The 19,308-nt window shown below is 68.7% G+C and carries 19 protein-coding genes and 4 pseudogenes; 11 read left to right on the plus strand and 12 right to left on the minus strand.

Going from position 1 to position 19,308, the window contains the following annotated elements:
- Positions 1 to 56: 56 nt before the first annotated feature.
- Positions 57 to 962: an aminoglycoside phosphotransferase family protein gene (locus AQJ46_RS31535; protein WP_059208793.1), complete on the plus strand. Its 906-nt coding sequence runs from the start codon at positions 57 to 59 to the stop codon at positions 960 to 962.
- A 34-nt stretch (positions 963 to 996) separates the two neighbouring features.
- On the opposite strand, the gene AQJ46_RS31540 is transcribed toward AQJ46_RS31535, so the two are convergent.
- Positions 997 to 1,956: a GlxA family transcriptional regulator gene (locus AQJ46_RS31540; RefSeq protein WP_059208794.1), complete on the minus strand. Its 960-nt coding sequence runs from the start codon at positions 1,954 to 1,956 to the stop codon at positions 997 to 999.
- A 196-nt stretch (positions 1,957 to 2,152) separates the two neighbouring features.
- Between AQJ46_RS31540 and AQJ46_RS31545 the strand changes: the two genes are divergently transcribed.
- The 3 genes from AQJ46_RS31545 (at position 2,153) to AQJ46_RS57415 (ending at position 3,650) form a co-directional block, all read left to right on the plus strand.
- Entirely contained in the window at positions 2,153 to 3,091 is a 939-nt protein-coding gene (locus AQJ46_RS31545) for an NADP-dependent oxidoreductase (RefSeq protein ID WP_208617016.1), read from the plus strand.
- Positions 3,092 to 3,210: 119 nt separating this feature from the next.
- On the plus strand, positions 3,211 to 3,459 hold the full coding sequence (locus tag AQJ46_RS57410) for a hypothetical protein (protein WP_059208796.1): 249 nt from the start codon (positions 3,211 to 3,213) through the stop codon (positions 3,457 to 3,459).
- 2 nt (positions 3,460 to 3,461) lie between these two features.
- The gene (locus AQJ46_RS57415; protein WP_059208797.1) at positions 3,462 to 3,650 is read left to right on the plus strand and encodes a nuclear transport factor 2 family protein; all 189 of its coding nucleotides are present in this window, start codon (positions 3,462 to 3,464) and stop codon (positions 3,648 to 3,650) included.
- A gap of 25 nt (positions 3,651 to 3,675) precedes the next feature.
- Here the strand turns inward: AQJ46_RS57415 and AQJ46_RS54470 are convergent, their stop codons facing one another.
- The 4 genes and pseudogenes from AQJ46_RS54470 to AQJ46_RS57425 all read right to left on the minus strand — a co-directional run.
- A complete protein-coding gene (locus tag AQJ46_RS54470) occupies positions 3,676 to 3,999 on the minus strand; it encodes an amidase family protein (protein WP_208617011.1) in 324 nt (107 codons plus the stop codon).
- 31 nt (positions 4,000 to 4,030) lie between these two features.
- On the minus strand, positions 4,031 to 4,900 hold the full coding sequence (locus AQJ46_RS31560) for an alpha/beta fold hydrolase (RefSeq protein WP_059208798.1): 870 nt from the start codon (positions 4,898 to 4,900) through the stop codon (positions 4,031 to 4,033).
- Between the two features lie 609 nt (positions 4,901 to 5,509).
- Positions 5,510 to 5,887 carry a hypothetical protein gene (locus tag AQJ46_RS57420; protein ID WP_059208799.1) on the minus strand — a complete coding sequence of 126 codons (378 nt, stop codon included), beginning with the start codon at positions 5,885 to 5,887 and terminating at the stop codon, positions 5,510 to 5,512.
- A 332-nt stretch (positions 5,888 to 6,219) separates the two neighbouring features.
- Positions 6,220 to 6,513, minus strand: a pseudogene (locus AQJ46_RS57425) (DUF4357 domain-containing protein); the annotation flags it as partial.
- Positions 6,514 to 6,642: 129 nt separating this feature from the next.
- On the opposite strand from AQJ46_RS57425, the gene AQJ46_RS52675 reads away from it, so the two are divergent.
- Entirely contained in the window at positions 6,643 to 8,958 is a 2,316-nt protein-coding gene (locus tag AQJ46_RS52675; protein ID WP_107117369.1) for a DUF2786 domain-containing protein, read from the plus strand.
- Between the two features lie 81 nt (positions 8,959 to 9,039).
- On the opposite strand, the gene AQJ46_RS31575 is transcribed toward AQJ46_RS52675, so the two are convergent.
- The 4 genes from AQJ46_RS31575 to AQJ46_RS31590 form a co-directional block, all read right to left on the minus strand.
- A complete protein-coding gene (locus AQJ46_RS31575; protein WP_059208801.1) occupies positions 9,040 to 9,492 on the minus strand; it encodes a PIN domain-containing protein in 453 nt (150 codons plus the stop codon).
- Positions 9,485 to 9,772 carry a type II toxin-antitoxin system Phd/YefM family antitoxin gene (locus AQJ46_RS31580; protein ID WP_059208802.1) on the minus strand — a complete coding sequence of 96 codons (288 nt, stop codon included), beginning with the start codon at positions 9,770 to 9,772 and terminating at the stop codon, positions 9,485 to 9,487. The genes AQJ46_RS31575 and AQJ46_RS31580 overlap by 8 nt, the downstream gene beginning before the upstream one ends.
- A 204-nt stretch (positions 9,773 to 9,976) precedes the next feature.
- Positions 9,977 to 11,224, minus strand: coding sequence for an McrC family protein (locus AQJ46_RS31585; protein WP_059208803.1), 1,248 nt, complete (start codon positions 11,222 to 11,224; stop codon positions 9,977 to 9,979).
- The gene (locus tag AQJ46_RS31590) at positions 11,217 to 13,328 is read right to left on the minus strand and encodes an AAA family ATPase (RefSeq protein ID WP_059208804.1); all 2,112 of its coding nucleotides are present in this window, start codon (positions 13,326 to 13,328) and stop codon (positions 11,217 to 11,219) included. Before AQJ46_RS31590 ends, AQJ46_RS31585 begins: the two co-directional genes overlap by 8 nt.
- Before the next feature lie 283 nt (positions 13,329 to 13,611).
- On the opposite strand from AQJ46_RS31590, the gene AQJ46_RS31595 reads away from it, so the two are divergent.
- Positions 13,612 to 13,839 (plus strand): hypothetical protein, encoded by a 228-nt coding sequence (locus tag AQJ46_RS31595; protein ID WP_208617012.1) that lies wholly within the window; start codon positions 13,612 to 13,614, stop codon positions 13,837 to 13,839.
- 30 nt (positions 13,840 to 13,869) lie between these two features.
- On the opposite strand, the gene AQJ46_RS31600 is transcribed toward AQJ46_RS31595, so the two are convergent.
- Positions 13,870 to 14,133 carry a hypothetical protein gene (locus AQJ46_RS31600; protein WP_159064079.1) on the minus strand — a complete coding sequence of 88 codons (264 nt, stop codon included), beginning with the start codon at positions 14,131 to 14,133 and terminating at the stop codon, positions 13,870 to 13,872.
- A gap of 64 nt (positions 14,134 to 14,197) precedes the next feature.
- A pseudogene (locus AQJ46_RS31605) lies at positions 14,198 to 15,160 on the minus strand (PIN-like domain-containing protein); the annotation flags it as partial.
- Between the two features lie 334 nt (positions 15,161 to 15,494).
- On the opposite strand from AQJ46_RS31605, the gene AQJ46_RS56595 reads away from it, so the two are divergent.
- A complete protein-coding gene (locus AQJ46_RS56595; protein ID WP_208617013.1) occupies positions 15,495 to 15,662 on the plus strand; it encodes an alpha/beta fold hydrolase in 168 nt (55 codons plus the stop codon).
- Positions 15,663 to 16,242: 580 nt separating this feature from the next.
- Positions 16,243 to 16,716 (plus strand): winged helix-turn-helix transcriptional regulator, encoded by a 474-nt coding sequence (locus tag AQJ46_RS31615; protein WP_057615038.1) that lies wholly within the window; start codon positions 16,243 to 16,245, stop codon positions 16,714 to 16,716.
- A 111-nt stretch (positions 16,717 to 16,827) separates the two neighbouring features.
- Here AQJ46_RS31615 and AQJ46_RS58515 read toward each other — a convergent pair.
- Positions 16,828 to 17,244: pseudogene (locus tag AQJ46_RS58515) on the minus strand (ABATE domain-containing protein); the annotation flags it as partial.
- A 121-nt stretch (positions 17,245 to 17,365) separates the two neighbouring features.
- On the opposite strand from AQJ46_RS58515, the gene AQJ46_RS31620 reads away from it, so the two are divergent.
- From AQJ46_RS31620 to AQJ46_RS31625, 3 genes and pseudogenes are all read left to right on the plus strand, one after another.
- On the plus strand, positions 17,366 to 18,238 hold the full coding sequence (locus AQJ46_RS31620) for an alpha/beta fold hydrolase (protein WP_059208808.1): 873 nt from the start codon (positions 17,366 to 17,368) through the stop codon (positions 18,236 to 18,238).
- An 82-nt stretch (positions 18,239 to 18,320) separates the two neighbouring features.
- Positions 18,321 to 18,500, plus strand: a pseudogene (locus AQJ46_RS52685) (F420-dependent methylene-tetrahydromethanopterin reductase); the annotation flags it as partial.
- Positions 18,501 to 19,049: 549 nt separating this feature from the next.
- The coding region (locus AQJ46_RS31625) for an FAD-dependent oxidoreductase (protein ID WP_159064080.1) at positions 19,050 to 19,308 on the plus strand (259 nt) is incomplete at its 3' end.

The raw sequence follows: 19,308 nt of genomic DNA on the forward strand, positions 1-19,308 counted from the left end.
ACGCTGCGCGACGGAAATGGGTTGCAGCTGAAGATCGCGACGCGAATGCTTCCCCCATGAAGATGCACGCCAATCAGCTGACCGTGTCGCCTGAGACAGTGCGCATATTGGTGGAGCAGCAGTTTCCTGAGTGGCGGAGCCTGCCGATCAGGAGCATCGCGGGGCAGGGTACGGTCAACGCCGTCTTCCGTATCGGCGATCGGTTCGCGGCCCGGTTCCCTCTCGAGTCCGCAGACGTCGAGTCGACGCGGCGCTGGCTGGAGTGCGAAGCGGAAGCGGCTCGCGAGCTGGCAGGTCGCACGCGTTTCCCCACGCCCGAGCCGGTCGCGCTCGGGGAACCCGGGGCAGGCTATCCGCTTCCGTGGGCGGTGCAGACGTGGCTGCCCGGCGTCGTGGCAGCCGACGAGGACCCGGGCCAATCGTCTGCGTTCGCCCGTGACTTGGCCGATCTCATCGGCGAACTGCGCGCGATCGACACGCGTGGCCGCACGTTCGCCGGCACAGGCCGAGGAGGCGACCTGCGGTCCCATGACGCGTGGATGGAGACGTGTTTCGGAAACAGTGAGCATCTCTTGGATGTCCCTCGGCTGCGCCGTATCTGGGCAACGTTCCGTGATCTGCCGCGAGGTGCAACCGAGGACGCCATGGCCCATTGCGATCTGATTCCTGGCAACGTGCTCGTGTCCGCCGGTCGGCTTGCGGGGGTTCTCGACGTGGGCGGCTTCGGGCCGGCTGACCCTTCGCTGGATCTTGTGAGTGCGTGGCATCTGCTCGAGGCCGAGCCGCGGCAGGTGCTCCGAGATCACCTGGGCAGCGACGACCTCGAATGGGAGCGAGGCAAGGCTTGGGCTTTCGCTCAAGCGATGGGGCTGGTCTGGTACTACGTCGAAAGCAACCCGGCCATGAGCCGGATGGGTCGACGAACCGTGGAACGCATCCTGGCGGACAACTGGCCCGCCTGACTTTGAGGCAGCAGGGTGCCGTGTGCGGTGGTTCTCAGTGTGCGGGGGACAGGGCGCCGCGGAAGGTGCGCCGGTAGGCGAGCGGTGAGATGCCGATGGCGGCATGCAGGTGTTCGCGCAGTGATGTGCCGCCGGCGAAGCCGACTTGGCCGGCGATCTCGTCCACCGGCTGGTCGGTGGTTTCCAGGAGGTGCCGTGCCCGGTCGACGCGCTGCTGGATCAGCCAGCGTCCCGGGCTCATGCCCACCTCTTCGGTGAAGCGGCGGGCGAAGGTGCGCAGGCTCATGTGGGAGTGCTCGGCGAGATCCGTCAGCGTCATGGGCTCGTGGAGGTTCTCCAGCGCCCACTGGCGGGCGGTGGCCGTTCCGCTGGCCGTGACCTCGGGCACCGGGTGCTGGATGTACTGCGCCTGTCCTCCGTCCCGCCACGGAGGGACGACGCACCGGCGGGCCACCTGGTTGGCGACTTCACTGCCGTGGTCCTTGCGGATGATGTGCAGGCAGACGTCCAGCCCGGAAGCCGCACCGGCCGAGGTCAGTACGTCTCCGTCGTCGATGAACAGGACGTCCGGATCGAGCGCGACCTGTGGGAAGCATGCGCGGAAGAGGTCCGCGACCATCCAGTGTGTGGTGGCCGGCCGACCGTCGAGGAGACGGGCCGCGGCGAGAACGAAGGCGCCGGTACAGATGGATACGAGACGCGTGCCGGCGGTGACGAAAGCGAGCGACTCCACCACGGCTTGCGGTACTTCCGTCGTGACGGTGGTGGGGGTGAAGGGCGGGATGACGACGGTGTCGGCGGTGCGCAGGGCCTCCGGGCCGTGCTCGACGGTGATCGAGAAGTCGGAGTTGGTGCGGACGGGGCGGCCGTCGACGCTGCAGGTGAGGACCTCGTAGCGACCGTCCGCCGCCTCGAAGACCCGGCTGGGAATGCCCAGTTCGAAGGGGTAGACGCCGTCCACGGCCAGGACGACGACTCGGTGAAGGGAGGCCATGGCGTGATCCCGTCGAAAGGCATAATTTGTGCCAGCGTATCGGACCCGCACTCCTGCCGCCGCGATCACGGTCGACGTGATGAATCGACGAACGTAGGCCATGGCGTGATCCCGTTGAAAGGTGGCATTCATGCCGTGGCGCCCGGGGGTGGCAGGCCGCGACGCTGGATGGATGACGAACTCCGATACCCCCAGCATGCGCGCCATCCGTCAGGACACCCACGGTTCTCCCGAGGTACTCAAGGAGGTCGAAGTGCCCCGGCCCGAACCGGGGTTGAGTGAGATCCTGATCGCCGTCCGCGCAGCCGGCGTCAACCCGACCGACTGGTGGAACCGCGCCCAGCCCATGAGCGTCCAGGGCCTGCCGCTCATCCTGGGCTGGGACGTCTCCGGAGTCGTCGAGGCCGTCGGCACCGGCGTCACCCTGTTCAAGCCGGGCGACGAGGTTTTCGGCATGCTGCCCTACCCCCACGGCGTCGGCTCCCACGCCCAGTACGTGACCGGCCCCACCCGCGCCTTCGTCCACAAGCCCGCCGGTATCGATCACGTCCAGGCCGGTGCCCTTCCGCTCGCCGCCCTGACCGCCTACCAGGCCCTTGTCGACACGGCCGATGTCCAGCCCGGGCAGCGCGTCTTCATCCACGCGGCGGCCGGCGGCGTCGGCCATCTCGCCGTCCAGATCGCCAAGTCCCGCGGCGCGTACGTCATCGGCACCGCCAGCGCCGCCAAGCACGACTTCCTGCGTTCTCTGGGAGTGGACGAGGCCATCGACTACCACGCGGTCGACTTCACCGAGGTCACCAAGGACATCGACGTGGTCCTCGACCCGATCTCAGTGGACACCGCCGCCCGCGCCCGCTCCCTCGCCGTGCTGCGCCCGGGCGGCACCCTCGTCTCGATCCTTCCGGTACCCATCGACCCCGACGAGCTGGCCGACATCGCCCAACGGGGCATCCGCTACGAGGCCCTCCTCGTCGAGGCCGACCGCGCCGGCATGCAAGCCATCGCCGACCTCGTCGAAACCGGCGCCCTGCGCGTCCACATCGAAGCCACCTTCCCGCTCGCCGAGGCCGCCAAGGCCCATGCCCTCGGGGAGACCGGCCGCACCACCGGCAAGATCGTGATGACCGTGTAAAGGAGCGCAAACCCTCGGGCGCCCTCTTCGATGAAGGCGACACGACCGCCACGTAGGGCCGGACTACATCCAGCACAACCCCCTCGCCCCCGACGGCTCCGAGGCGCTCAAGGCGTTCGGTGCCGCCTGGGCGTCGGCAGTACCCGGACACCACGTACGACATCAAGCGGGTCGTCTCCGAGGGCGACCTGGTCCTCCTGCACTCCAACGTCGTCCCGGCCCCTGGTGCCTGCGGGACCGCCGCCTTCGACATCTTCCCCGACACTTACGTGGCCCCCGAGATTCACCAGCACCACCCGAACATCCTGACGGCGTGGCAGGCGCGAAGGCCGAACTGGGCGCGTACTTGGAGCAGTTCCCGTAGCTGAGTGTGGAGCCGAAGCGGGTCATCGCCGAGGGCGACGTGGTGGCCGTCCACGGCCACCACGTCGACACCCAGGGCGAGTGCGGCCGGGCGGTCCTCGACCTCTTCCGGGTCAGGGACGGAAAGATCGTCGAGCACTGGGACGCCGTGCAGGACGTGCCCGAGGCCTCTGCCCACGACGACACGACGTTCTGACGGCCACCGGGTCGTAGTGGTCGCGCTACGACCCTGGTGCGCCCGCATCGGTCCATGTCCCGCACACCGGGTTGTCCGGCTGGACGTCCCGGGTCCCCGTGGGCATGTCGGTCTTGCCGATGACCACCGCACCCGCGGAACGCAGCCGTCGTACCGCGTCGGGGTGTCCAGTTCGGGCACGTGATCCCTGAGATCGGTCCGACCGCAGATCAGCGGTCTCGTAGCTGTCCTTCAGCGTCGTGGAGCGTCTCGTTGTGGGCTCGGTGCGGCTCAGGTAGACCTCGCGGCAGTCGCTCCAGAGCCGCCGGACCTCCCGGCACGCGTCTGTCCGGGCATCGGAGCGGCGCATGCGGGCCCGCTCCAAGGGCAGCCGATCAAGCTCAGGACTCGAGGAACTCGAGCGCCCTTGCGACGAAGTCCTCGTGGTACTGGAAGATCCCCCCATGACCGGCATCGGGATAGAGGGGGACGAGCTCGCTTCTGGGCAGGCGAGCGGCCAGGTCGATGGTGTTCGGGCTGGGCACCATCCTGTCGTTCTCGCCGTTTGCCACGAGCACCGGTCGGCGCACTGCCGACAGGTCTGACGGTGCCTGGCGACCCCATCGTTTGATGGCCTTCATCTGGGCGCGGACCGACGTCAGCGAGATGTCCTTGTCGCGGTTGTCCGTACGCTGCTCCAGTCGCCGTAGGAAGGCGCGTCCTGCGCTCCGGCCGCTCGCGGTGTCGGTGAAGAAGAGGGAGAGCTTCGGATCCTGGCGGGTCAGCGCGCCCTTGATCGTGGCCTGCACAGCCAGGGCCGGGACCTTGTCGATGCCAGGGCCGCCGGCGGGGCCGGTGCCCGCGAGGATGAGCTTGCGGACAAGGTGCGGTTCTTCCGCCGCGATGACCTGTGCGACGAAGCCGCCCATCGACAGACCGAACACATCGACCTGGTCGAAGCCGAGGGCGCGGATGAACCGCACCGCGTCGCGGGCCATCCCTTCGATCGTGTCCGGCGTGGACCCGCCCGACCCGCCCACCCCGCGGTTCCCGAAGGTGATCACCCGGCGTCGTGCGGCCAGTCCGTCGACGATGCCCGGGTCCCAGTTGTCCAGGTTTCCGGCCAGGTGGATCAGGAGGACCAGCGGCACGCCGTCCTCGGGGCCGAGCTCACGGTAGGCGAAGTCCACCCCGTCGACGGACACGGAGCGGGTCGGCGCGTTCTTGTACGACGATCGTGAGGGGGACGGAGAATTTCGCGGTGCGCTCATGGCCAGGTCTTTCATGTAGGTGCAGCAAGTCGACGAGTGTGCTGTTCGCCCCGGGCTTCCCCGCGTTGGAAATGCTCTGATTCGTATGGCCGCGACAGTGACAGTGCACATGTATGGGGCGCCGTGCACGATGCTCGACGTTGGCCTCGTTGGTGGCACGCAGGTTAAATTACGCTCATCATTCTAAGCGGCTGGTCGGCGGGCTGCAAGCGGTACCCGTTGTTCCGTGCGTGTCATGCTTCGCGGGCTCTTCGACGGCGTCGCCCCTGTGCTCTGCGTCCCGTGGTGTCCGTGCCGGCGCCGGTCGCGTCGGCTGATGCTGGGGCGCGGCGTACGGCCCGGTCGGCAGGCGATGCGCCCCGGAAGTGTGACCTCATGCGTGACGCACCCCTTGCGGAACGAATTGAATTACGGCCATAATTCAATAGTCGGCGTGCTGCTGAGGGGTTCAACCGGACAGGGTTACGACCCCTGTCGGCCTTCTGTCGTCGTCCGGACCGGACCGCAGTCGCAGTCCGGAACCCACGCAGAAGGGCACGGCCGTGAGCGACGCACAAGGAGTACGAGGCGATGTGGTGACGTCGTACAGGAAGGCGCCCACCCGCACCCTCACCGCCGGGGGAGTGACCTTTCGCCTACCGCGACCTCGGCCCGAAGGCCGGTGTCCCGGTGTTCCAACTCGCGGCGGGCGGTGATCGCCGGGATCTCCATGCTGGGGTCCCGCTCTATGGCCTCCGCCTCCTCGACCAGTTCCTCGTCGGTCAGGCCGAGGCCCTCGATGTGGGCCTGGACCGACGTCAGGTCGACGACGTCGTGCTGGATGGACAGCTTCTGCTGGAGCTCCTCCGGAAGTTCGTCGTACGCGTGCCCGGTCGGCTGCCACTCCACCGGCCGGCGCAGGTTGGAGCGCCGATCCTCCGACTGCGTCTGCTCCGGCTCGCCGGTGACCTCACCGACGTACAAGTGGCCGCCGGAGATGGTGCACACGGTGTCATCCCGGTCAGGAAGGCGTGCAAATCCTCGACGAGTTGTTGCTGCTGGCTGTACGTGGCCGTGGACTCGTAGTCCTCCCTGACCAGGGTGCGCAGCTCGTCCTTGGCGATGCCCTGCTGGACACCCTGGCGCAGGCGGGAGGCGGCGAGGGTGACTAGTCCTTCCGGGATCCACAGGCGCCGGACCAGGTCGAGGCCGGTGACGTTCGAACCGCGCACCAGCCACGGACGGTTGGGAACGGCCGACGATTGTCCGAGATACTCGATGAGCGAGCGGCCGTCGGGGGACTTCCACACGCCCCACCCGTTGACACTGCACCCCATGAGGATTTCGGCGGCTGCCGACGGAGAGGTGCACTCGATGTCCGATGTGGTCTCCAGACATCCGGGCCAGCGGTCGGACCTGCGGATCACCCCTGTGTCGATCAGCTGCTGCCGTGTGTAGTACGACGGCGGCTTCCGCGCAGCGAACGAGGGCACGGTGTTGGAGCGGACCGGAGACCCGGCCAACACGACGAACTTCCGACTTCCTTTCGCACCCTTATCCGTGAGCAGCCGCCCCCGGGCGATCATCTTGCCGTTCGGCAACCTCAGCCGGAACTCCGGATCATCGTCGGCCATGGCAGTTCCCCCTCACACCTGCTGGTCCGATCTTGCCTGCAGCGTACTGGTCACCACTGACATCAACCCGGTCCCCTTGGCCAGCGCCCAGCTTTCTAGGATGTCCTTTCGCATCGGGGAGGGGATCACATGGCAATGAGCGGTACGGACGGGCTGCCGGAGAAAGAGTTCCGCCAGAGGCGCGAGAACTGGCTGGAGATCAGGGCTGGGGATCTCGCCGCAGTGTTAGAGACCGCTGGACCTCGGCTGTACAAGTTGCTTCCCACCGATCTCGGTGCCTCGACACTGGTCGCTGCGGTGACGGTCGCCCGGGTCGCGGCGGACGAGGCGCGGGCCCAGTCCGTGGCCGAAACCGTCGGCTGGATGGAGCGGTTGATTCCCGGTGGACACCTCCACGATCTCGAGGGGGCGGTACGAGAACTGCGGTCCCGGCTCGCGGCGAGCGGCGAACCGGCTCTGTGGTCCTGGAACGCCGAGGGCTGGGAGGAGATGCTGCTGTGGCGATGGAGGCGGGTGCAGCCGCGAACGGGCGACCCGGCCAGGGACTTCGCGGGGTGGCGGGCGCGCTGGTCGGCGGAGATACCGTGGAACGGTGAGATCGACCGTCCGGAGTCGATGCCGCGCCGACACGGCAGGCAACTTCTCACGCCCTCCCAGTTCTTCGCCGGTGAGCCGGAGCCGCTGAGGCTTCTGGCGCAAGCTGTGCTGAACGCGCCCCGCACGGCCGCCGCGGTCCACGATGCGGTGCTGCTGCGGGAGGAGCACCTTCAGGGCGCGGAGCACCTGGTGTGGCTGGCTGAGCAGCAGGCCTGCGTCGAACAGCTCGAAGCGTGGCGCCGCACACATCAGTCCACGGGGTCGGAGGCCACCCGGGCGTTCCTGGCGGAGCTGTCCGAAGCCGTAAAAAGATACATGTCGCTCGTGCTCCAGCCGGTCGTCGACGCCCTCTCCGCGTGCGAGCGGGCCTTGCTCGGCGACAGCAGACACGGTGCGCGGCGCTCCGCCGCCGATTATCTGGACGCGTTCCTCGACGCGCAGGAACAGCCCGGCGAGGAGTCCTGGCGGGATGAGCGGCTCAGCGCGGACATCGAAGAGCAGGCGCGGGAACGCCATGAACAGGGCGAGACCACCTGGCACGGCATGCTCGGCACGGTCCCCGTCTGGTACCGCATCGTCACCTCTCGGGAGGAGCGGGCGGCCGCGCTGGCCTACTCCGGGAAGCCGTCGACGTCCGTCGTGCGGGTCAGGACCGGCGCGGCGACCCAGAGCCTGTTGTCCGACCTGTTCGGATTCGGGGGCCCGGCGGAGGAGCACGAGGAGTGGTACCCGGAACCCGGCATCGAGATCGAATACGCCCCAGACAGCGCGTTCGATCTGTGCGCATTGCTGGCGGTCGCCCAACTCGGCCACGCACGGCTGGAGTTCCTGTTGCCGCGAGGGGATGGGCGCTTCCAGCAACTTCGCTCGGTGCGGGCTCGGGTCCGCGAGGAGGACACCGTCGCCTGGCGGCGTTGGGCGCTCGAGGTGCTGTCGGAGCTGGTGCCCGACCCGGAGGACTTGGCTGACGTGATCGCCCGGGAGGACGAAGACGGCACGGACGGGAGCGACGCCGCGGAAGACCGGATGCGCGCCGACGACGACCGTACGTCGCCCGACGCCAGTACGCCCCCGTCCCGACCCCGGCCCGCGCATGACGGGCTGCCCGAAGCGCTCCTCAGCAAGGTCAGGTCACTGCTGCGGAAGGCGGAGAACGTCGGGGCCACCGAGGAAGAGGCCCGCGTCTACCTGGCCAAGGCCACCGAGCTCATGGCCAAGTACGGCATCGAGCAGGCCATGCTCGACGACGTGGCAGAGCCCGAGCGGCCCGTGGACCGGATCGTCGATCTGTATCCGCCCTATGTCAAGGAGGGGCGTCGGCTGCTCGCCAGGATCGGCTACGAGATGCGCTGCCGGTCCGTGTACCCCGGTGGCAAGAACAACCGGCACCGCGTCCACCTCTTCGGCTTCGAGGCCGACCTGCAGGCGACTGAGGTGCTGTTCGCCAGCCTCCGGCTTCAGATGCTGGACGGGGCTGACCGTGCGGACCGTCGGCACCGCCCGGAAGGCGAGGACGCGCGTGCCTACAAGCGTTCCTGGATGCTCGGCTTCATCCGCGAGGTGACCGCACGGATCGGCGCCGCCCAGCGGGCCGCGAGAGCCGCCGCCGAACAGGGAGTCGAAGCGGAAGGAGAGGGATCGGGCGGCCGTAGCGTCGCTCTGGTTCTCGCCGACCGGACGACGGTGGTCGAGGCGCGCCTCGCCGCCCAGTACCCGAAACTGAACAAGACGCGTCCGACCAAGTTCAAGGGCACTGGCTACTGGCAAGGGGTCGCCGACGGGCGGGACGCCGACATCGGTGGTCTGGCCTTCGACGAAGAGGGCCAAGCGGCACAACTCACCAACTGAAGCCACATGTAGCGTGGTGACACAGAGGGTCGCGGGCCGGCGGAGACGCCGGCCCGCACCGTCTCGCCGCTCGATCGGCTGTCAGAGGTCGTCGGGCAGCAGCCGGAAGGCGGGCTGCCCGGTCAGTGGCCGCATCATGCGAAAGTGGCCGTCCGTCGTGAAGATGTCGGCCGTCTGAAAGGCCGCCGCCAGGGCAACGTTCATCGCGTCTGCCAGACCCACTCCCGCACCGCCGTCCGCGTCGATGTACCCGCGCATCACCGCCATGGCGCTTCTCAGGTGTGGTGCCGTGTCGGGGATCTCGAACCGGCGGGCCTCCGCCTGGCCGGTGATGAAGTCCAGCGCGTTCATGGCGGCCTTGGTGCCGATCCGTGAGGTCAGCAGGTAGTCCAGTTCGGTGAGCACCATGGGCGAGACCACGAGGTGCCCTGTTTGTGCGAGAGCTTCCCGGTGAGCGGAGTGGCGAGGGTCCTTCGGCGTGAACAGTCGGTACAGGGCGTTCGTGTCGGCGATGGCGACCGGGATGTCAGACATCGGTCCCACCTGTCGCATCTTCGCCCATCCCTCGTAGCGTCGCCTCGATCTCCTCGTCGTCGAGGACGGGGCCGCCCAGGTCCGGGATGTCCAGGTCGCCCATGGGATCGGTGCGGAACGGGTACGCGGGTCGGCCCGTCAGCGCACCGCGGGGCACGATGTCTCCTATCGGGACGCCGTCCTTGGTGATGGTCACTGTCTCCCCAGCCGCCACTCGGGCCAGGACGCGCGATGTCTGCTGGTTGAGCTCCCTCAGCGGGACCTCCGCGTTGTCACTCATCCGTCCACTGTACTACTCGTTCTACATGGGCGGGGCTACCGTTCGGGGTATGAGGAAAGCCGGGTCGGCCAGCTGTGGATTTCGGGGTATGTGTGAGGTCCCGACGGAGATGAGCTGGGCCGCCCGAGTCACCGAGCAGACCGTCTCGTAGACGATTCACCGTCCCGGGGCTGCTGCTGCCGCCGCGCCGGCAATGCGTGGTGGTCAGCGCAGCGCCGAGCCGATCCACGCCGTTGCCTGCTCGGGCGTGGTGCGGGTGTCGACACCAAGGACGTGGATGATGCCCAACAGGCCTTGGGGGCCGCGTACCTGGAGGGTTCGCTGTGCGTGACCGCCCGGCTGGGGATGGACGATGACGGCCGTCGGGGCGTCGGCGGACGCGTAGCCGCTGCTGTAGGTGAGGAGCTGGTGGACGTCGGCCGCGTTCACGCCGTGACGGTCGTAGCGCTTGTACTTGGCGTCCACGGGCAGCAGCGTGCGCTGTGCCGGGACGTGTCCTGGAGGTCCTGGAAGGCTGAGCAGGAGATCGGGCCGGAACGTCGACGCGCTGCCCAGGTCTCCGCGGACTGTGATGCCGACGCCGCTTCCGCCAGGCACGGCGTGGCCTCCGTGCGGGCTGACGGCCTCGGTGCCGAGACGACGGACGACGGCTTCCCAGAGCGCGGGCATGACGAGCAGGAGACCGTCCGCCGTGGTGCCGTGGTCGGTGAGCAGGTCGGTCACGCCGCCACCGCGCAGCAGCAGGCGGGCCCACGTGTGGGCGGGGCGGTAGCGGGCGTTCAGGCGTGTGTAGTGGGTGCGGTCCAGAGCCTGGAGCGCCGCGGCCGGAGTCGGGGACTGTGGAAAGGCGCCGGCGGCGGCGTGCAGGGCACGCGCCAGGTCCGGACTGGTGGTCAGGCCGAGCGCTGCCTTCAGCGCGCTCCCCATAACGCGGTTGTCCTCGATATCCGCTTCCCGGTCGAAGGTGCGGACGTGCACCTGGTCCAGTTGCCCGTAGCGGCGGGTGGCCTGGGCGGCGACGTCCAGGCGTCCCCGGAGCACCGGTTCGACGCTCCGGCGGCGTACGTAGTCCCGGCGCAGTCCCTCCCGCAACAGTCGCTCGCACTGTTCGAGCAGGGCGGCGGCGACCAGGTCGGCGTAACCGTCAGGGCCGGTGGCCCACCGCCTGGCCGTCGCCGGGACGGGCGTGCCGAGGGCGTAGGCGAGCCAGCTCATGAGCTGCTCTCCCGGAATGGCGAACTTGGGTGAGATGACCACGCGGACACGGTCCAGGACCAGGACTCCGACGGTCGCGTCCGCCTTGAGCCGCCACCCGGTGCGCTCCCTGGTCAGGGTGAGGCAGCCCCGTGCCTGGAGGGTGTGCAGGCGGTTGATGTCCCGGGGAGTGAGTTGATCTGGCTCCAGCGGGGCGGACTCGTACTCGCCGAGCTGGACCGGGGTGCGGTCAGGCATCCGGGCCGGGACCGCCGCTGGTGAACTCGGTCGCCAGCGCGTCTGCCAAATCCTGCGGGGGCATGAGGAGCGGACGCCCGGTCTCGGCGTCGACCAGGCCGCCGAGGATGCGATGCAGCAGTTCCGCCCGGCCGAGGCAGTAGTCCTCCAGGAGCGGGATCACCTCGTGGTGGAAGGCCGCGGCCAGATCCTCCTCGGTGGCGATCGGCTCACCGTCGCGCAGCAGGTAGGCGTGCCCGATCTGGTGGTCGGCGTCGAGATGGCGGGCGATGCGGGTGTTGAGGGACTCGAAGAACGCGGCCAGGTCCAGGGGGCCGACGGTCCCGGAAACCGCGTCCGGGTCCGGGCCCACGGGCAGGAAGGCGAAGCGGCGGCGGACCGCGGCGTCCAGGTGGCTGATGCTCCGGTCGGCGGTGTTCATCGTGCCGATGACCCGGACGTTCGGCGGTACGGAGAAGCGGCGCTTGCTGACGGGTAGGGCGACCGGCAAGTTCCGCTTGTCGAGTTCGAGAAGCGTGATCAACTCGCCGAAGATCCGCGGCAGGTCACCGCGGTTGATCTCGTCGATGACCAGCAAGAATTTATGGTCGGGAGAGGCGGCCGCCCGGCTGCACAGGCTGTGGAACAGGCCGTCCGCGAGGGCGAGGGTGAGCCCCGGGCCGGTGGTGCTCAGGTCCGGCTTGAAGCCCTCGACGAAGTCCTCGTAGCCGTAGGAGGGATGGAAGGTGACCATGCGGACACGGTCACCGTGCAGCATCTCGGCCTGCGCCTCGGCACGTTGGCGGGCGTCGGCACCGAGCACGTCCGCGCGGCCGTCCAGGGCGAGGGCGGCGCCGAGCGCGAGCCGGGTCTTGCCCGTACCGGGCGGCCCGTGCAGGATCACCTGCCCCTTGCGCTCCAGTGCGTCCAGCACGGTTTGCACGTCCTCGGGCAGCGCGACAGGCGCGCTCGCCTGTGCCTGGCCCGCACCCGAGAGGGAGGCGGAGCCGGAGTCGGCGCTGTGTGCGGTGAACCTGGCGAAGAGGGACGGGTCGACCTTGGCGAAGGTGGACCGCCAACCATGCTGGGGCTTGGACAGTTTCTGCGCGTGGGAGAGGTCCCAGGTCACCGGGACGACGTGATGGAACTCCGGCCGGTCTGGGGCGTAGCGGTAGTTCCCGTCGACCCGGCCGGTGGCCAGGACCTCGTCCATCCCGCGGTTGGCGACGACCCGGTCTCCCGCCTCCAGGTCCCGGAAGGCCAGCAGCCGGCGGGCGACGGTCAGACTGCCGCCACTGCTGCGCGGCCAGTGCGCGTCCAGGGCCTGCTTCAGTTCGGTGTCGCTCTGGTACTGGCCGAGGTCGCCGAGCTCGTCCCACCCGACACAGATGAACTCGCCGTCCCGGCACTCGTCCCACAGACGGCCGCGCTCGCCGGGGGCGATCTTCCAGATGGCACGTTGCCGGGGATTGAAGTGCTTGTACAGGAAGCGCATCACCTCCCGTCCCGTCCAGCCCTCGAACTCCGCACGGCTCTGCACGAGTTCGCGCAGCTGCCGGTTCGTGCGCGAGGCAGGGACACCAGCCTGCGCCTCGCCGCCGAGCAGCGTGACGAACGTCCGCAGATGCTCGGCCGCGTAGATCGGCAGGAAGTGCTGTGGGAAGTAGGTCGCCAGGGACTTCGTCACCAACGTCGGCCCGTACCGCAGCACTTCGAGGTCGTCCAAAGCCTCGAAGTCTCCCGCCCCGACGGCGTCGAAGGCCCGGACGAACTGTCCGCGCAGTTCCGCCCAGGCGTCCTGCGGGTCCATACCCCTCAGCGGAGCAGCCAGCCGCCATTCGCCCGAGTTGTGGTGGTACATGATGTGTTTCGCGGCACTGCCGCCCCTGATGCTGCCCAGATTCGGGGTGAGGAACTCCAGCAGCCGGCAGTACGTCGGCCCCGACCCGGGCGGTGCGGCCTGCCCGAGCGCGTAGCGCTCCAGCGGCAGCTCCGCCCATTCCTCCAACGGAAACTGGGACAGCACCTGCTTGCGCTCGTCCTCGGCAACCGACTCGGTGTCCGCCACGGCGGTCCGGTCGAACTCGGCCGCTGCTGTGGGTACATCCACCCCGTCGTTTGTCATGGGGGCCATGATGCCGGAGGGCGAGTGCCGTTACCCATGCGGGGCGAGGTTGGTCAACTTCCTGTTTCCTGTGTGCGAGTCAGGTGGCTGGCACGATGCCAGCTGGGCGCTGTTCGTGGAGTTCGTGGCGGACGCCTGAGCGGCGCCCGGTGGCGCTCAGGAGATCTTGCTGAGCGTCATCGCGTGGGCGGTCTCTTCGGTTTCCGCTTCTGAGCTGATCCGGCCAGGATGAGCCCTGCTGCCGTGTGTCATGCTGTGGCGGTTTTCGGAAGGTGAGGGTGAGATGACTGAGAAGCCGCTGACGCACAAGCAGGCACTCGCCGCAGTGATCCAGGCGCTGGGAGGCACCTGGGACACCGAACGTGCCGTACTGGCCCTACGAGTCGCCGGGTACCGGCCGGCGAACGACGCAGCCGCAGGCAAGGAAGCCCGCCACAACCTGCGCGAGCTCGCCAACGACGGTCTGATCGTGAGGCCGGACCCGGACCAGGCCGTGTATCGGTCGGCGTAGTCGCCGCTGCAGGGCTCCGGCACTGACCCGTCAAGGGACGGCGGGCTCCTGGAAACCGTTCGTGGTGATGTGGGTGATGGCTGACGGGTGGCTGGTCAGCCACTCGCCGCACACCCGCCAGCGGGGAGAGGTGCCGTCGCTGAACTTGGGTCGCACTTCCGCGACGAGCTTGTGGTCGCAGTCGCCGCGCGAGGCCATGGAGCAGATCACATCGCCCTGTTGCTCGATGGCCGGTACGTATGGGTGGATCGAAAGGATCGGAGAGCGCATCTCCCGCGCTGCTGAATGAGGCACGGCGCGGAGGATAACAACGCGGCTTTGCCGACTGCTTACGTGCCGTGAGATGCCCGGCAGGCGGTCACGACTCGTCCTCGTCTCCCAGCTCGTTGACGAGCGGTACGAGGAGGGGGTGGACGGAGAAGCCGGACGCGGGGCCGGGACCCGCGTCGTATTCGGCCTTCAGGACCTGGACGGCCGACTCCGGGATCTTTCCCAGGCTCCGGAGCAGGCCGGTAATGCGTGTGACCGGCTTGGTGAAGCCTCTGAGGGAGCGGCCCTCGGGGTAGTGACAGATGTCGTAGACACTCTTGGCGTCCGCGACACCGTCCATCTCGGCGGCGTACTTGATGACGGCGACCCGGTCCTCGTAGTTCTCGTAGGTCAGCCGGTCGAAGAGTTCCTGGAGCGCGTCGGTCGTCCAGCCCCCGTAGGTTCCGTCGTCGGTCCCGATTCGCTCGACGCGTTCGATGTCCTCGACGGACCCCTCCCGGAGACCGAACTCCAGGATCGGCGCGGCGACCTCCAGGAACCGCTTGGGTGTGAGCATGAAAAGCCGCCCGCCGCCCCGTGTCCTGAGCTCCTCGGTCAGTTCAGGCCGGGGCCCGCGGTTGAAGCCCTGCTCCTTGCGCCACCAGTCCTCCTTGACGTCCGCCGTCACGAACAGCACGTCGCACTGGCGGCGGCCGGCCTCCTGGAGGATCTGCTCCCACACGAGATAGTCGGCCGCGGCTCCCACACCCTCCTTCGTCTTGTCCATGTAGCCCGGAGGCAGCCGCTTCTCGACGCGGCGCATGCCCTCCGCGATCGCCTTGTCGTGGTCCTTCGGACTCAGCGGAGCGCCGACCCGGCCGCCGAGCGCGGGCTCCAGTTCCGTGATGACCGGATCAGTGCTCGTGTCGGGGGTGATGTTCTGCCACTCACCCTCGCCGACCTTGACGATCGCCTCCTGCACGTCGTCGAAGACCTCGTTCAGCTGACTGCGCAGACGCTCGGTCTCCTCCTCCGGCAGGGCTACGCGATTGGCCCAGGTGCGCAGGGTCCGCTCTGCCTGGTCCGCAGAACGAACCGCAGCTCGTCCGTAGGCTGATCCTCACGGGCACCGGGCCCGCGGGCGGCGAGGGCATCAAGAAGGTGACCCGACTGTCCCATCTCGACACCGTCCGGGCCCTGTTCACTCTCCAGGACCCGAAGCAGTTCCTCTTCTTCACCCGCACCGCGGGTGGGCGGCGAGCCGGAAAGCAGTTCCTGGCCCGGCTCAAGGAGCGGACCCAGGACCGCGACAAGGCGATCTCCCTCACGTCCTACTCGCCCAGCTCAAGGCCATCCACCGCTGGGGGCTCGCGCAGCCCCAGGACCTCTCCGTCATCCATCAGCCCGTGTTCGTCGCCAACGGTGACAACGACAGGATGGTGCCGACGAAGAACTCGTTCGAACGGCGACTGCCGAACGCCGACCTGGTCGTCTACCCCGACGCCGGGCACGGAGGCATCTTCCAGTTCCACGAGCAGTTCGTGAGGGAAGCCCTCGACTTCCTCGAGCGGTAGTGGGTGTCAGGGGCGGGCGGGTGGCGCATTTGGCCGGGAGCGGTCATAGCCGAATGCCCCGAAGGTCGCCTCCGGGCTCGGCTCGATGCCTTCGCGCGCCGCTCGCCGGAGGCCGCCCTCCAACCGCCGCAATTGTCGCGGCGCGGTAGCGCCCCTCGGTCGATGAACTTGGGGGCGTTCTCGATTCCCCGCTCGAGAGCCTTGTCGAGGAACTGGCGGTTGGTGAGAGCGCGGTGGCTCTGCCGCGAGCGGACTGCGGATCCGCGGGCACCAGGCGGTGTACGCCTGGTGGTGCCGTCCGGCCGGCGGCCGATCTCGTCGAGCAGCGCGGCGTAGGAGCATCCGGTGCCGGGCCGGTCGGAACGCTCCGTTGGTGAGCAATCGGTGCCTGGCCTTCTCGATGATCCGCACCTGCGTGACCTGCTTGTGCTCCTTGGCGTAGCGCGCCACAGGGAAGGTCGTGCGGGGCTTTCGACCCGAGGTAGTGCTTGCCCCGGGGCGGCTGAGTCTCTGAAAGTAAACTCAAACGGTTAGAATCGCTCACATGGATGCGTGGACCGAAGTTCTCCAAGACACCGGCATGGATCCCCGGCTCGACCGGGACACGTCGAACTGCTCGATCGCGCGGACCCTTGAGGTCGTGGGGGAGAAGTGGACGATCCTGATCTTGCGTGAGGTCTGGTACGGCTCCTCCCGCTTCAGTGAGTTCGAACGGGTCCTCGGCTGTCCTCGTAACCTCCTCGCGGCACGGCTTCGGATGCTGGTCGAGGAAGGGATCCTGGCGACCGAGACCTACAAGGAGCCGGGCTCGCGAAGCCGGCCGAAGTATGTGATCACGGCCAAGGGGATGGACCTGGTGCCGGCCGTGATGGGGCTGCTGCAGTGGGGCGACCGCTACCGTGCCGACCCGGAGGGCCCGGCGGTCCTGGCGCGGCATCGCGAGTGCGGTGCGCACGTCGACGTCCAGATCCGCTGCGAACACGGCCATCCGGTGCAGGCGAAGGACATCGAGAGCGTCCCCGGCCCGGCTTTTCGGGTGAGGTCGCCCGAGTGAGCCGAGGGCACTTCGGTCTGTCTTCCGTCGTCGGGTCGCTCTGCCGTGAGCGCGCCTGATGGAGGCGGATCTTGGTGCGGTTCCGCAGCGGGACATGGAGCACCATCGGTGGTTGCGGGCTTGGGAGCGGTCCAGGAAGCGCAGAGCGCGGAGATCCGCTCCACAGCCGCGTACGCGTCCGATCTCGGCGGACAGAAGCAGGTCGACGGCGTCCTGGGCGATGAGCGCCAGGGCGAGTGCGGGTTCGGCGGCTAAGGGCCGGGGACCGGCGGGCTCCAGGCGGTCGTCGGCGATGACGAGTTGCAGGGCGGGTCCGGGGGCCGCCGCTGCCGACCGGTTGAGCAGCGTTACATCGCCGTATGTGGGCAGTCGGCCTTCGGCGACCGCCAGTACGGCCCGGTCGACGCTCTCACCGAGCGCCCGGGCGGACATGAGAACTGCTGCCGTGGCGGGCGGTGGTCCCGGTGCGAGCGGAAGGGCCTCCCGGAGCCGGCCCGTCAGGTCGTCCGGTCCTCGGAGGGTCTCCACCGCAGGGGTTCTCCACCGGCTTCGGAGGGTATCGGCGAAGTCCGGGCAGACCCGTCAGCCAGTCCCAGACCTTCGATACCCGAGATCGACTCCAGAAAGCTCACGTCAGAAAGGCGCACGCATGGGACAGCCGACAGTCACGACCGGTGTGACCCAGGTGGACGGGGTCCGCCTGCATTACGTCCGAGCCGGGGCCGGACCTCTGCTCGTCCTGCTCCACGGCTGGCCGCAGACCTCCGACTGCTGGCGGCCGGTACTGGCGGATCTCGCCGCCGACTACACCGTCGTTGCGCCGGACCTGCGCGGATACGGCCTGAGCGACAAGCCCACCACGGGATACGACAAGCGGCGGATGGCCGCCGACATCGCGGGCCTCGTCGAGGCGCTCGGCTTCGAGAGGGCCATGGTCGTGGGCCACGACCGCGGCGCTCGCGTGGGGCACCGCTGGGCGCTGGACCGCCCGGACCAGGTGGAGCGGCTGGCCGTGCTCGACATCGTTCCCACCCGGGAGATGTTCCGCCGCCTGGACGCCTCACTCGCCTCCGGTTACTGGCACTGGCTGTTCCACATGCAGCCCGATCTGCCCGAGCGCCTCGTGGGACGCGACATCCGCGGGTATCTCGAGTACTTCTTCGAGCGGTGGACCTACAACCGCCATGGACTCACGGCCGACGCGGTCGACGGTTACGTCCGTGCGTTCTCCCGCCCGGGCGCCCTGCGCGCGAGCCTCGACGACTACCGCGCTCTGGAGGAGGACACCGCTCTCGACGACATCGACGCCGCCGGAGGCCGACGCCTGACCATGCCGTTGCTGGCGCTGTGGGGTTCCGCGGGGCTGCCTGCCCGCCTGCCGACGTTGGAGATCTGGCGTGGCTACGGGGACGACGTCACCGGTGCCGAGATCCCGGAGTGCGGCCACTTCATCCCGGAGGAGCGGCCGGAGGCCCTGCTGGCGCATCTGCGGCCCTTCCTGGCCGGTGACGCGAGCCGGTGAGCATGCCCCGGTGTCGCCGGTGCCAAATGACCGGGCATACCTGGGCGGACGACAGGCTGAGGGGCGGCCCCGCCGCAACCGGCTGAGCCGCCCACTGATCGGCACCGAGGACATGGTGCGCGAGCGGCTGCGCGTGTGGCGCGAGGCCGGTGTCGACACGGTTCGTTTCTGTCCCGCCGGCGAGACCCTTGACGCCCCCCTCGCCATCCTGGGCCGGGCCATCGACCTGGTCCGCGACATCGAGGACGAGGCGGCCCGGTAGCGACGGGCCATGGCGACCGAGGCGGGTCGGTAGTGAGAGGCCATGGCGACCGAGGGCGGTCGACGAGCGCGCCGCCGAGCGGGTGCGTACCTTCCCCTACGGCGGAGTGAAGCGTACCGCCACGACCGTCCGCGGCGCGGAGCATCTGGGTCTGCCGGAGGTCTTCCCCCAGCTGGAGAGCGTTGAGGTGGGCCTCGGGTCGGTTCGGTCGGTGGGCGCGCCCCGTGCAGATCGCCGCCCGCGCGGCACAGCCAGATACCGTCCGCGCACGGCTCGGTCGCCCCCTTCGGCCTCGACACGCTCAGGCCCCTTGCCGCCGAGGCAGGAGTACACGAAGTCGACGGGGCGTCGTTCCGCCGTCGATGATGGCGGAGCGGGCATAGATCACGGCGCCCGGGCGCTGAAGCGGACGTCCGGGGAACTGCTGCCGAGGTGGTGCACCATGTGGGTCACCTCACTCGTCGTCCACAGCCCTCGGCGGCAGGTGGTGGCGGATGCCGCCGCTGTCGAGTTTGATGATCAGGTTGTTCGATCGGGAGGAAGCCGTCCATGGACGAGCAGGGTGAGCACTTCGACGTCGTCGTACTCGGCGCGGGCCCCGGCGGGTACGTTGCCGCGATCCGGGCCGCTCAACTGGGCAAGCGGGTCGCGGTCGTCGAGGAGAAGTACTGGGGCGGCGTCTGTCTGAACGTGGGCTGTATCCCCACCAAGGCCCTGCTGCGCAATGCCGAGCTCGCGCACCTCTTCACGCGCGAGGCGAAGACCTTCGGCATCAAGGTCGACGGTGAGGTCTCCTTCGACTACGGAG

It is taken from the genome of Streptomyces canus, assembly GCF_001514145.1.
GTDB lineage: Bacteria > Actinomycetota > Actinomycetes > Streptomycetales > Streptomycetaceae > Streptomyces > Streptomyces canus.

Bases quoted from the DNA above. Each gene is read 5' to 3' on its own strand.
- AQJ46_RS31580 (WP_059208802.1), bottom strand. From the start codon at position 9,772: ATGAGTGACAACGCGGAGGTCCCGCTGAGGGAGCTCAACCAGCAGACA.
- AQJ46_RS31535 (WP_059208793.1), top strand. From the start codon at position 57: ATGAAGATGCACGCCAATCAGCTGACCGTGTCGCCTGAGACAGTGCGC.
- AQJ46_RS31585 (WP_059208803.1), bottom strand. From the start codon at position 11,224: ATGCCTGACCGCACCCCGGTCCAGCTCGGCGAGTACGAGTCCGCCCCG.
- AQJ46_RS31545 (WP_208617016.1), top strand. From the start codon at position 2,153: ATGCGCGCCATCCGTCAGGACACCCACGGTTCTCCCGAGGTACTCAAG.
- AQJ46_RS31595 (WP_208617012.1), top strand. From the start codon at position 13,612: ATGACTGAGAAGCCGCTGACGCACAAGCAGGCACTCGCCGCAGTGATC.
- AQJ46_RS31620 (WP_059208808.1), top strand. From the start codon at position 17,366: ATGGGACAGCCGACAGTCACGACCGGTGTGACCCAGGTGGACGGGGTC.
- AQJ46_RS31560 (WP_059208798.1), bottom strand. From the start codon at position 4,900: ATGAGCGCACCGCGAAATTCTCCGTCCCCCTCACGATCGTCGTACAAG.
- AQJ46_RS31575 (WP_059208801.1), bottom strand. From the start codon at position 9,492: ATGTCTGACATCCCGGTCGCCATCGCCGACACGAACGCCCTGTACCGA.
- AQJ46_RS31615 (WP_057615038.1), top strand. From the start codon at position 16,243: ATGGATCCCCGGCTCGACCGGGACACGTCGAACTGCTCGATCGCGCGG.
- AQJ46_RS31540 (WP_059208794.1), bottom strand. From the start codon at position 1,956: ATGGCCTCCCTTCACCGAGTCGTCGTCCTGGCCGTGGACGGCGTCTAC.
- AQJ46_RS52675 (WP_107117369.1), top strand. From the start codon at position 6,643: ATGGCAATGAGCGGTACGGACGGGCTGCCGGAGAAAGAGTTCCGCCAG.
- AQJ46_RS31590 (WP_059208804.1), bottom strand. From the start codon at position 13,328: ATGACAAACGACGGGGTGGATGTACCCACAGCAGCGGCCGAGTTCGAC.
- AQJ46_RS54470 (WP_208617011.1), bottom strand. From the start codon at position 3,999: ATGCGCCGCTCCGATGCCCGGACAGACGCGTGCCGGGAGGTCCGGCGG.